Raw genomic sequence first — 10,362 nt, 5'->3', positions numbered from 1 at the left:
GGATCCAAGGATCCGGGCCAGCGGTGATCTTGGAGCTCTGACCACGCCGACAACCGTGGGCGGCTCCTACGATGCCGAGCGGGATGCCCGGCGATCAGGATCTCTGCTCCCGGTCGGGTGGCGAGTACTTCTGCGTGGCATCGGGGTCGATGGCATCTGCCCGTTCGAACTGTCCGTCGAGCTCCTCGCGTGACTTCGCGGCTTCGCCCCCTCGTGCCTGGGCGCGCTCCTCCAGCCGCGCGGATTCCGCCTTCTTCGCGTCGGCTTCGGCCTCCGCCATTCGTGCGCGGGCAGCGGTCTCCTCGGCGAGCGCCTCCTTCTGACCGACCTCGTGGGACTGTTCGGTGGCCCGCTCACGGATCTCTGCTGCCTCGGTCCGCCGATGTTGCGTCCGCGCCCGTCGAGCCAGCAGGAGCGCGGCTATCACGACCAGCAACACGACCACCGCGATCACGATGATCCAGATGACGACATCTCTGTCCATGTCGGTTCTCCTCCTCGTACTTTCTTCCCGATGCCACGCCTGCGAAGCATCAGAGCGTGCAATCGATGATGCGCATGCCGTGCATCGACGGCCTCGCGCTGACCGCGTGGGTGCGCTCGGCGCCCTCCAGCAGCTTGCGGCCCTCGGCCATGCTCAGGCACCGCACACCCAGCTTGGCCGCCGCGCCGAGCAGGACGGCGTCCTCCGGGGTGCAGTTCCCGTCGAGCACGTCCTCGGTGGCGATCGCGCACAGCGAAGCGGAGTCGATGTCCCGGGTGACGACGACACCGTGTGCACTCGCGTACGCCGAGAGCTCCGACAGTTCCGCCGGATCGCCGATGAGCACCACGCTTCGCCTACCTGGCTCGGCCTTCATGATGCAGCCCTTCTCCCGGGGCTTCACACCTACCGTGTCCGCCCTCGCTCCAGGATTGCCCGTCGCGGCCCGTCCGAAACACGCCGTATGGGAACGCGTTGGTCTGGATCCATATCGGTTTCGGCGTCCGCCGGGATGGGAATCCCCACGTCATGAGCAGGCAGAAGCGACTGGCGCACGACAGCGCGGATTTCGACGTGAGCAACGAAGCCGGGTTCCGGCGCTACGTCGAGGCCGTGGCAGCCGCGGTGGGGGCGGATCACGAGCGCGTGCACTTCGCGTTCTGCACAGACGGACCATCGTCCGAGGCCTACATCGCGGTGTCGGTACAGCGGGACGCATTCCCACGACGGGAGGTCGCACTGCTCTGGGTACCGTCCGGCGGATGGCAGCTCGCCGTCGAGACCTCCTCGACCGAGGACATGATCATCCTCGGGAGCACGACCGGAACCCCGGTCCCTCAGCCGAGCGCGGTACGAGCGCTGTGCGAGGAGTACCTGCACCCGAGCCCGCGATGACCGACCGGCGTCACTCGACGACGAGCATGTCGCCAGCGCGGGTGACCGCGTAGCCGGCGAGGGCCTCCCGGGCCGGAGTACGGACCACCGAGCCGTCGGCGATCGAGAAGCGGCTGCCGTGGCAGGCGCAGTTGATGGTGCCGTCGCTGACCTCGGACACGAGGCAGCCCTGATGGGTGCACACCGCCGCGAACGCCAGGAAGACGCCCGGTTCGGGCTGGGTGAGAACCAGCTGGTGCTCGGCCAGGACGATCCCGCCTCCCACCGGGACCTCGGAAGCCGCGACGCGCGCGGGCTCGGTGCTCCGGTCCTTACCGACGGCTGCCACCCCGGTGCTGCAGCCGGCGACGGCCAGGCAGCCCGTCGCGCACGTAGCGGCTAGGAAGGCTCGGCGGGGCATCGCCCCCGCCTGGTCGACCTCGATCACGCGGGAACCACCAATCCGGTCAGGTACATCAGCAGGAGTCCTGCGCCGATTCCGGCCAGGACCACCGGGTCCACGGCCGCTCGATCGCGGCCGCGCAGGGACGGCGCGATCTGGACGATCACCTGGATGATCGCGCCGACACCGACGCCGAGCAACAACGCGGAGACCTCGGCGTTGTTGACGCTCGCGCCGAGGACGGCCCCGAGAATGGCAGGCGCCCCGGCGAGGAACCCGAGTCCCAGCAGGATAAGCAGGGGAGTGCGTCGTCCGGTCAGCGGGGCGACGATGGCCAGTCCCTCGGTGGTGTTGTGCAGGGTGAACCCGATCACCAGGAAGGCCCCGAGGGCGAGCTCGCCGACAGCATAGGCGGATCCGATGGCAAGGCCCTCGCCGAGATTGTGCAGCCCGATACCGGCCGCGATCATGGCCGACAGCCGCAGCCCGGACGTTGCCGCCCCCGTCTGGCGGGCACGCAGGTACCTGTCGATTCCCATCAGTGCGAGGAAGGCGACCGCCGCGCCGAGGACGACGAGGGTGACGCCACCGAATGCCCCGCCTGCGGCCGCCGCCAGCTCGAACCCCTCGCCCGCCCCGTCGAAGGCGAGGAAGGCGAGCAGACCGACCGTGAGAGCGAGCACGAACCGGACCGTGCGGGCTCCGGCCCGACGCAGCACCGGCAGCAACAGCATGCCCAGCAGTACCGGGATGACCCCCACGTAGATGCCCAGCAGCGCCATCGTGCCGAAGAACGCCGCCCCGGGTTCCGGGGTGGGTACCGCGGCGGGGATCTCGTGCTCGATGACCAGCCCGGTGTTGGTCAGCATCGAGACCAGGTAGGGCTGACCGGTGATCCACGGGACGTCGAAGGTGACCGTCTCGGACTGCAACCGTCCGATCGGCTCCTCGGCCCCGTCGAGGTTGACGTAGGCGTCGTTGACGAACGCCTGCGCGATGGTCACCGGGTCGGGCCCGACATTGCGCAGCGTCAGGACGATGTGCCCCGGTTCGAGGACGGTCCGTTCGACCGCGATGTCCTCGACCGGGGGGCCGGCGCGCTCCGGCAGGCTCTGTCCGGCGAGCAGGGCGAGCGCCGCCAGGGCCACCGCGATGATCGCGACGACGCCCGCTCCGCGGATCCATGCACCAGACCGGGTCACCTCGGTGCCGTCGGTGCCGTCGGCGCCGGTCGTGTCCGGCGCCGGGCGTGATGGTGTGTTCGTCACTCGGTCACCTCGAAGAATCCCATCCAGCCAAGGTCGGCGAACTCTGTCTTGTGGGCGTGGAACATGTACCGACCCGGATGTGGGAAGCGCATCTCGCAGATCCCGCGCTGGCCCTGCCCCTGGATGATCGTGTCCGTGAACTCGGCAGGCTCGAGTCGCGTCCCGGTGGGGAAGTAGTCGAAGAAGTTGCCGTGCACGTGGAAGCTGTTGATTGGGTCGTACTCGAGGATGTTGACCAGGTAGATGCGCACCAGTTCGCCGCGTTTCACCTGCACCGGTTCGTGCATGTAGTGGAACGGGATGCCGTTGACGGCGTAGAGCTGGTTGCCCTCGCCGTCGAAGGTGGTGTTGTAGCCGTGCATGACCATCACCATCTCGTCGGCCGGCGGCCGTCCCTGCGCGGGATCGATGATGAAGGTGCCGTACATGCCGCGGGCGATGTGCTCGGCCAGCGGGCTGACGTGGCAGTGGTAGAGGTGCACCCCGAACGGGGTGGCGTCGAACTCGTAGGTGAAGGACGCGCCGGGTTCGATGATGCCTCGCCCCACCCCGGGGATTCCGTCCATCTCGGCCGGGTGGATGCCGTGGAAGTGCATGGTGTGCGGGTGCTCGGACCCGTTGGTGAAGCGCACCCGGAGCCGGTCGCCCTCCCTGCAACGCAGCGCGGGGCCCGGCACCCGGGAGTTGAAGGTCCACGCCGGGAAGTGCACACCCGGCGCGATCTCGATCTCCTCATCGCTGGCGAAGATCTCCCACTCGCGCAGCGTGCGCCCGTCCGGCAGGACCGAGGTCGTGCCGTAGTCGAAATCGCGCAGCATCGCGGTCGGGTTGAACCCGTTCGCCTCGTGGTCGACCTGCTGGCCGAGACGGAAGGTGGCCCCGCTCTCACCGCCGCCGTGGCCTGCGGCCGCGGCGCCGTGTTCCTGCCCCTCGGCGGCCCCGGATGCGTGACCGCCGGGATGCGGCGACGCCGACGCCTCGTGCTGCTTTCCCGCGCCGAGCAGCAGCCCCGCCGAACCCGCAAGCGCCCCTCCGATCAGCAGCTGACGCCGCGACGGCGCGCTCACGGAGCCGCCCTCGGCCGGGGCGACGGTCGATGCGCGCGCAAAGTTTCGCTTGATCACATCACAAAGTTTGTCACACCGAACTTAAGTGTTCACCTCATCCTCACCGCACGCGACCACAGGGCTCGATACAGGCTGTTATGAATACAGATAATCCTGTATTATTGCCTTATGGACACCCTGGTGAACAGCGACGCGCTGTCGCGGTTCGGATACGCACTGTCGGATTCGACGCGGTCACAGATCCTCCTGAGCCTGCGCAACGGCCCCGGGTACCCGTCCGATCTCGCCGACAAGATCGGCGTCTCACGACAGATCCTGTCCAACCATCTGGCGTGCCTGCGCGGCTGCGGCCTCGTGATCGCGATCCCGGAGGGCCGCCGTAGCCGGTATGAACTCGCAGATCCGCGAATCGCCAGGGCACTGGAGGACCTGGTCGGCCTCGCCCTCGCGGTCGATCCGTCGTCCTGCCCCGACGCGGCGACCGAGGACTGCTGCTGATGGCGTCGAACCTCGGGCTGCCCGCCCGTCCGCAGCGTGACGCCCCCGCGCCCGACGAGGCCCGCAAGCGGGTCCTCTCGCGCCGGATCCGACTGTTCGTCGGCGCCACCATCAGCTACAACGTCATCGAGGCGGCGATCGCGCTGACCGAGGGCACCAGGGTCTCGTCGGCGGCGTTGATCGGGTTCGGCCTCGACTCGGTGATCGAGGTGTCCTCCGCGGCTGCGGTGGCCTGGCAGTTCGCGGGCCGCGATCCCGAGGCCCGCGAGAAGGTCGCGCTGCGGATCATCGCCTTCTCCTTCTTCGCCCTGGCCCTCTACGTCAGCATCGACGCGCTCCGGTCCCTGTTCGGTCTCGGCGAGGCCCGCCACTCGACCGTGGGCATCGCGCTCGCCGCCGTCAGCCTGGCCGTCATGCCGGTCCTGTCCTGGGCGCAGCGGCGGGCCGGACGCGAACTCGGGTCGCTCTCCGCGGTGGCGGATTCGAAGCAGACCCTGCTGTGCACCTACCTGTCGGCGGTGCTGCTGGTCGGGCTCGCCCTAAACAGCCTGTTCGGGTGGTCATGGGCCGACCCGATCGCCGCCCTGGTCATCGCCGTCATCGCGGTACGGGAGGGCATCAACGCATGGCGGGGCGACCCCTGCTGCCCGACTCCGGCGGCCGCACGTCCGAGTGACGGCACGGGCGATCCCGACTGCGATTGCTGCGACTGACCCGAGCGACCAGCGGGCCACCTCGTTGGTCGCCTGATACCTCGCCCGAACCAGCCCATGTGATGTGCCTCACATGTAAAGCAGGCATGTACCCGGGTACTCCGACCGTTGTCGCGTACCTACCCCCGCGGGCAATGTGACAGGCACGGGGCGAAGGTTACGAAGGTGAGGTTTCCGCGATGTATCAAAACCAACTGCTGCACCCGCGCATGGAGCGTCGGGTCGACGAGATCGGCCGGCGAGACACGCGTACAGCGAGAGGTGAGGTATCCGGGGAAGCCGCACTCACCACGGGTCAGTCCTCGGGATCAGGTTCGATCGTGTCGTGGATGGTTGTGGAACCCGCACCGAACGAGACGCACGCGGAACTGATGCCGACCACGATCGCCATCGTCGATCTCGACGACGGCCGGCGGATCTACGCGTCGGTCGAGGGCGAGGTCCTGGTTCGGACTGGCCAGCCGGTGCGCCTGCTGCTCCACCCGGCGATCCGGGGTGCACGATTCCCCGTCCGGGGCGTGGTCGGCTCGATCGCCTGCGGGTGCCGTCAATGGAAGGAATCGACACACAAGCCGCCACCGCCGCCGCCACCGCCGCCGCACCACACGCATAACGGCGGCGACATCCTGGAGTGGTTCCTGCGACGGCGCGGCCGGACGACCCTGACGCGTTCAACCGAGGTAGAGAGGTCGCGATGATGTGGAGCCCATGCGCATATGCGCGGCGTTGGCCGGAGTTGTGGGAGCCGTTGAGTGACGCGGACCGGTGGGTGCTGTCGCAGACGCTGGCAGACGAACATTCCGAGGACGTGAGCCGCGAGGAGGTCGCGGACCTGGCTCGGTACCTGGCCGGGGACATCACGGCCGATGAGTACGAGCTTCGGGCAGCCTGGCGACAGGTCGGTGCGGAAACCGTGCAGCTCGATCACAGTGCGTTCGGCCCGCTCCGCCTCGACACCGTCGCCTGAACCGCCTCCGTCCCGGTGACCACCGGGGGAGCCGGACGCGAACGCCGTCGGTGCTAGGCAACTCCGGCGCGACGTGCCACCATCGTGAGGTGACCAGCAGACCCGCCGAGCCACAACGCCTTCGTGACCTCGCGCGGCTGCGCGGCGTCCGTGACCGGATGGACCGGGAGTACGCGCAGCCGTTGAACGTCGAGGCGCTCGCCCGCGACGCGCACATGTCGGCTGGGCATCTGAGCCGGCAGTTTCGGCTCGCGTACGGCGAGTCGCCGTATTCCTACCTGATGACCCGGCGCATCGAGCGCGCGATGGCGATGCTGCGTGTCGGCGACCTCAGCGTCACCGAGGTCTGCTTCGCGGTCGGCTGCTCGTCGCTGGGCACCTTCAGCACACGATTCACCGAATTGGTCGGGATGCCGCCGAGCGCCTACCGGGACCAGGCGCGCCCCGAGGGGGAGATGCCGTCCTGCGTCGCGAAGCAGGTGACAAGACCGATCAGGAATCGAGAAGCGCAGGCGGTGTCACCCCAATTAGCGTGAGCGCCATGGACATCAGAATTCACTCGGCCTTCCTCCCACACAACGACCGCGACGCCGCCCTGGCCTTCTACCGCGACACCCTCGGCTTCGAGGTCCGCAAGGAGGTCGGCTACAACGGGATGTACTGGATCACGGTCGGCCACCCGGACCAGCCCGACACCTCACTCGTCCTGCACCCGCCTGCCGCCGACCCCGGCGTCACCGAGGACGAGCGTCGCATGATCACCGAGATGATGGCCAAGGGGACGTACGCGATCCTCACCCTGGCCACCCCCGACCTGGACGACACCTTCGGCAAGCTGGTGGCGAACGGCGCGGACATCGTCCAGGAGCCGATCGATCAGCCGTACGGCATCCGCGACTGCGCCGTGCGGGACCCCGCAGGGAACCTGCTCCGAATCAACGAGGTGCGCTGACATGACCTCCACCAAGCCCATGACCACCATCAAGTCCCTCGTCCTCGAGGTACCGGACCCCTCGTCCGCCGAGGCCTTCTACGCCGCTCTCGGCGTCGGCGACCGCGTCGGAGTACGCGCCTCGAAGGCACCGACCACCGGCTTCCGCGGCTACACCGTGTCGCTCGTGGTGTCCCGGCCGAACATCGTCGATGCCTTCGTCGGGGCCGCCCTCGACGGCGGCGCCACCACCCTGAAGCCGGCCAAGAAGGGGTTCTGGGGCTACGGCGGCGTCGTGCAGGCCCCGGACGGCGCGATCTGGAAGATCGCGACGTCCTCGAAGAAGAACGACGGACCGGCCACCAGGCAGATCGATGACATCGTGCTGCTGCTCGGCGTCGAGGACGTCAAGGCGACCAAGCAGTTCTACGTCGACCGCGGGCTGGAGGTGGGGAAGAGTTACGGCCGCAAGTACGTCGAGTTCGCCACCGCGCCCTCGGGCGTCAAGCTGGCGCTCTACGGGCGCCGCGCCCTTGCGAAGGACGCCGGCGTCTCCACGGACGGAACCGGATCGCACCGGATCGCCATCGGCAGCGATGCCGACCCCTTCACCGACCCGGACGGGTTCGCGTGGGAGACCGTGCCCGCGAGGTCGTGATCGACCGGCCACCAGGACCACGGCCGCGACAGCGGCCCGACAGAAGGGAAACGATGAGCACCGCCCCCAGGACCGCCGCGCAGTCGCCCGAGCTGCACGCCGCCGACAGTCACGACCTCATCCGCGTGACCGGCGCACGGGAGAACAACCTCAAGGACATCAGCGTCGAGCTCCCGAAGCGGCGGCTGACGGTGTTCACCGGTGTCTCCGGCTCGGGCAAGAGCTCACTGGTGTTCAGCACGATCGCCGCGGAGTCGCAGCGGATGATCAACGAGACCTACAGCTCCTTCGTGCAGGGCTTCATGCCGACCCTGGCGCGGCCGGAGGTCGACGTCCTGGAAGGGCTGACGACAGCGATCATCGTCGACCAGGAGCGGATGGGGTCGAACCCCCGGTCCACGGTCGGCACCGCCACCGACGCCAACGCGATGCTGCGCATCCTCTTCAGCCGGCTCGGGCAGCCCCACATCGGCTCGCCCCAGGCGTTCTCCTTCAACGTCGCCTCCGTCAGCGGTGCGGGCGCGGTCACCATGGAGAAGGGCGGACGGGAGGTGAAGGAGCGTCGCAGCTTCAGCATCACCGGCGGCATGTGTCTGCGGTGCGAGGGCAGGGGCAACGTCTCCGACTTCGACGTGACCGCGCTGTACGACGACAGCAAGTCGCTGAACGAGGGCGCGCTGTCGATCCCCGGCTACAGCATGGACGGCTGGTACGGCCGCATCTACCGTGGCTGCGGCTTCTTCGACCCCGACAAGCCGATCTCGAAGTTCACGAAGAAGCAGGTGAACGACCTGCTGTACAAGGAACCGACGAAGATCAAGGTCGACGGCGTCAACGTGACCTTCGAGGGCCTGATCCCGAAGATCCAGAAGTCGTTCCTGTCCAAGGACCGCGAGGCGATGCAGCCGCACATCCGGGCCTTCGTCGACCGCGCGATCACCTTCCAGATCTGCCCCGACTGCGACGGCACCCGGCTCAGCGAGGGGGCTCGATCCTCGAAGATCGAGGGCATCAACATCGCCGACGCCTGCGCGATGCAGATCAGCGATCTGGCCGACTGGGTCCGGGGTCTCGACGAACCGTCGGTGGCGCCGCTGCTGACGGCGCTGCGGCACCTGCTCGACTCGTTCGCGGATATCGGGCTTGGGTATCTCTCCCTTGACCGACCGGCAGGCACGCTGTCGGGCGGCGAGGCACAGCGCACCAAGATGATCCGCCACCTCGGCTCGTCGCTCACCGACGTCACCTACGTGTTCGACGAGCCGACAATCGGCCTGCACCCGCACGACATCCAGCGGATGAACGCCCTGCTGCTGCAGCTGCGGGACAAGGGCAACACGGTGCTCGTCGTGGAGCACAAGCCGGAAACCATCGTGATCGCCGACCACGTCGTCGACCTCGGCCCCGGCGCGGGCACCGCGGGCGGCACCGTCTGCTTCGAGGGCTCCGTGGAGGGGCTGCGGGGGAGTGACACCACGACCGGCCGCCACCTCGACGACCGGGCGGCGGTCAAGGAATCGGTGCGTTCCTCATCCGGTGCACTGGAGATCCGCGGCGCGTCGTCGCACAACCTCCAGGGCGTGGACGTCGACATCCCGCTCGGGGTGCTCTGCGTGGTCACGGGCGTCGCGGGCTCCGGGAAGAGCTCGCTGATCAACGGCTCGGTGTCCGGACGAGACGGGGTGGTCTCGATCGACCAGGGGGCGATCAAGGGCTCCCGGCGCAGCAACCCGGCGACCTACACCGGGCTGCTCGAGCCGATCCGCAAGGCTTTTGCGAAGGCCAACGGCGTGAAGCCGGCGCTCTTCAGCTCCAACTCCGAGGGCGCCTGCCCCACCTGCAACGGTGCGGGCGTCATCTACACCGACCTGGGCGTCATGGCCACCGTCGAATCCCCCTGCGAGGAATGCGAGGGGAAGCGGTTCCAGGCGTCGGTGCTCGAGTACACGCTCGGCGGCCGGAACATCGCCGAAGTGCTCGCGATGCCGGTGGCCGAGGCGGAGCAGTTCTTCGGGGGCGGCGGGCAGGAGCGCAGCGACCGGGGGAATGTCACAGGCGAGGCGCGGATCCCGGCGGCGCACAAGATCCTGCAGCGGCTCGCCGACGTCGGGCTCGGCTATCTCAGCCTCGGCCAGCCGCTCACCACGCTGTCCGGCGGCGAGCGTCAGCGCCTCAAGCTGGCCACCGCCATGGCCGAGAAGGGCGACGTCTACATCCTCGACGAGCCGACGACCGGTCTGCATCTCGCCGACGTCGAAAACCTGCTCGGCCTGCTGGACCGCCTCGTCGACTCCGGCAAGTCGGTCATCGTCATCGAGCACCACCAGGCGGTGATGGCGCACGCCGACTGGATCATCGACCTCGGCCCCGGCGCGGGTCACGACGGCGGCCGGATCGTCTTCGAGGGCACACCCACCGACCTCGTCGCCGCGCGCTCCACCCTCACCGGCGAGCACCTCGCGGCCTACGTCGGCGCCTGACCGGAAACCCGAACCGACAC

14 protein-coding genes are annotated in these 10,362 nt (G+C 68.5%); 9 read left to right on the top strand and 5 right to left on the bottom strand.

Annotated features, from left to right (window positions below; genetic code table 11):
- Positions 1-94: 94 nt before the first annotated feature.
- Positions 95-484, bottom strand: a complete 390-nt coding sequence (locus ACWFRB_RS25805) for a hypothetical protein (protein ID WP_452644097.1) — start codon at positions 482-484, stop codon at positions 95-97.
- Positions 485-533: 49 nt separating this feature from the next.
- Positions 534-860, bottom strand: coding sequence for a hypothetical protein (locus tag ACWFRB_RS25800; RefSeq protein WP_452644095.1), 327 nt, complete (start codon positions 858-860; stop codon positions 534-536).
- A gap of 152 nt (positions 861-1,012) precedes the next feature.
- On the opposite strand from ACWFRB_RS25800, the gene ACWFRB_RS25795 reads away from it, so the two are divergent.
- Positions 1,013-1,378, top strand: a complete 366-nt coding sequence (locus ACWFRB_RS25795; protein ID WP_452644093.1) for a DUF6292 family protein — start codon at positions 1,013-1,015, stop codon at positions 1,376-1,378.
- Between the two features lie 10 nt (positions 1,379-1,388).
- Here the strand turns inward: ACWFRB_RS25795 and ACWFRB_RS25790 are convergent, their stop codons facing one another.
- The 3 genes from ACWFRB_RS25790 to ACWFRB_RS25780 are packed head-to-tail and all read right to left on the bottom strand — an operon-like array spanning position 1,389 to position 4,152.
- Entirely contained in the window at positions 1,389-1,805 is a 417-nt protein-coding gene (locus ACWFRB_RS25790) for a Rieske (2Fe-2S) protein (protein ID WP_452644091.1), read from the bottom strand.
- Positions 1,802-3,028: a ZIP family metal transporter gene (locus ACWFRB_RS25785; protein ID WP_452644089.1), complete on the bottom strand. Its 1,227-nt coding sequence runs from the start codon at positions 3,026-3,028 to the stop codon at positions 1,802-1,804. Before ACWFRB_RS25785 ends, ACWFRB_RS25790 begins: the two co-directional genes overlap by 4 nt.
- On the bottom strand, positions 3,025-4,152 hold the full coding sequence (locus ACWFRB_RS25780) for a multicopper oxidase domain-containing protein (RefSeq protein WP_452644087.1): 1,128 nt from the start codon (positions 4,150-4,152) through the stop codon (positions 3,025-3,027). The genes ACWFRB_RS25785 and ACWFRB_RS25780 overlap by 4 nt, the downstream gene beginning before the upstream one ends.
- A 111-nt stretch (positions 4,153-4,263) precedes the next feature.
- Between ACWFRB_RS25780 and ACWFRB_RS25775 the strand changes: the two genes are divergently transcribed.
- The 8 genes from ACWFRB_RS25775 (at position 4,264) to ACWFRB_RS25740 (ending at position 10,342) form a co-directional block, all read left to right on the top strand.
- Positions 4,264-4,593: an ArsR/SmtB family transcription factor gene (locus ACWFRB_RS25775; protein WP_452644085.1), complete on the top strand. Its 330-nt coding sequence runs from the start codon at positions 4,264-4,266 to the stop codon at positions 4,591-4,593.
- Positions 4,593-5,306, top strand: a complete 714-nt coding sequence (locus tag ACWFRB_RS25770; RefSeq protein ID WP_452644083.1) for a cation diffusion facilitator family transporter — start codon at positions 4,593-4,595, stop codon at positions 5,304-5,306. The genes ACWFRB_RS25775 and ACWFRB_RS25770 overlap by 1 nt, the downstream gene beginning before the upstream one ends.
- Before the next feature lie 179 nt (positions 5,307-5,485).
- Complete coding sequence (locus tag ACWFRB_RS25765) at positions 5,486-6,004, top strand: OB-fold domain-containing protein (RefSeq protein WP_452644081.1); 519 nt, start codon at positions 5,486-5,488, stop codon at positions 6,002-6,004.
- A 50-nt stretch (positions 6,005-6,054) separates the two neighbouring features.
- Positions 6,055-6,273: a hypothetical protein gene (locus ACWFRB_RS25760; protein ID WP_452644079.1), complete on the top strand. Its 219-nt coding sequence runs from the start codon at positions 6,055-6,057 to the stop codon at positions 6,271-6,273.
- Between the two features lie 89 nt (positions 6,274-6,362).
- Entirely contained in the window at positions 6,363-6,809 is a 447-nt protein-coding gene (locus tag ACWFRB_RS25755) for a helix-turn-helix transcriptional regulator (protein WP_452644077.1), read from the top strand.
- Between the two features lie 5 nt (positions 6,810-6,814).
- The gene (locus tag ACWFRB_RS25750) at positions 6,815-7,225 is read left to right on the top strand and encodes a VOC family protein (RefSeq protein ID WP_452644075.1); all 411 of its coding nucleotides are present in this window, start codon (positions 6,815-6,817) and stop codon (positions 7,223-7,225) included.
- Between the two features lie 19 nt (positions 7,226-7,244).
- Entirely contained in the window at positions 7,245-7,862 is a 618-nt protein-coding gene (locus ACWFRB_RS25745; protein WP_452644099.1) for a glyoxalase, read from the top strand.
- A gap of 53 nt (positions 7,863-7,915) precedes the next feature.
- Entirely contained in the window at positions 7,916-10,342 is a 2,427-nt protein-coding gene (locus ACWFRB_RS25740; protein WP_452644073.1) for an ATP-binding cassette domain-containing protein, read from the top strand.
- Positions 10,343-10,362 lie beyond the last annotated feature (20 nt).

It is taken from the genome of Rhodococcus sp. NPDC055112, from assembly GCF_053607505.1.
This window is presented reverse-complemented; position numbering and strand designations above follow the sequence as displayed.

Excerpts from the sequence above, each read along its gene's own strand:
- ACWFRB_RS25775 (WP_452644085.1), top strand. The coding sequence starts at position 4,264 with ATGGACACCCTGGTGAACAGCGACGCGCTGTCGCGGTTCGGATACGCA.
- ACWFRB_RS25795 (WP_452644093.1), top strand. The coding sequence starts at position 1,013 with ATGAGCAGGCAGAAGCGACTGGCGCACGACAGCGCGGATTTCGACGTG.
- ACWFRB_RS25800 (WP_452644095.1), bottom strand. The coding sequence starts at position 860 with ATGAAGGCCGAGCCAGGTAGGCGAAGCGTGGTGCTCATCGGCGATCCG.
- ACWFRB_RS25770 (WP_452644083.1), top strand. The coding sequence starts at position 4,593 with ATGGCGTCGAACCTCGGGCTGCCCGCCCGTCCGCAGCGTGACGCCCCC.
- ACWFRB_RS25745 (WP_452644099.1), top strand. The coding sequence starts at position 7,245 with ATGACCACCATCAAGTCCCTCGTCCTCGAGGTACCGGACCCCTCGTCC.
- ACWFRB_RS25805 (WP_452644097.1), bottom strand. The coding sequence starts at position 484 with ATGGACAGAGATGTCGTCATCTGGATCATCGTGATCGCGGTGGTCGTG.
- ACWFRB_RS25750 (WP_452644075.1), top strand. The coding sequence starts at position 6,815 with ATGGACATCAGAATTCACTCGGCCTTCCTCCCACACAACGACCGCGAC.
- ACWFRB_RS25765 (WP_452644081.1), top strand. The coding sequence starts at position 5,486 with ATGTATCAAAACCAACTGCTGCACCCGCGCATGGAGCGTCGGGTCGAC.
- ACWFRB_RS25740 (WP_452644073.1), top strand. The coding sequence starts at position 7,916 with ATGAGCACCGCCCCCAGGACCGCCGCGCAGTCGCCCGAGCTGCACGCC.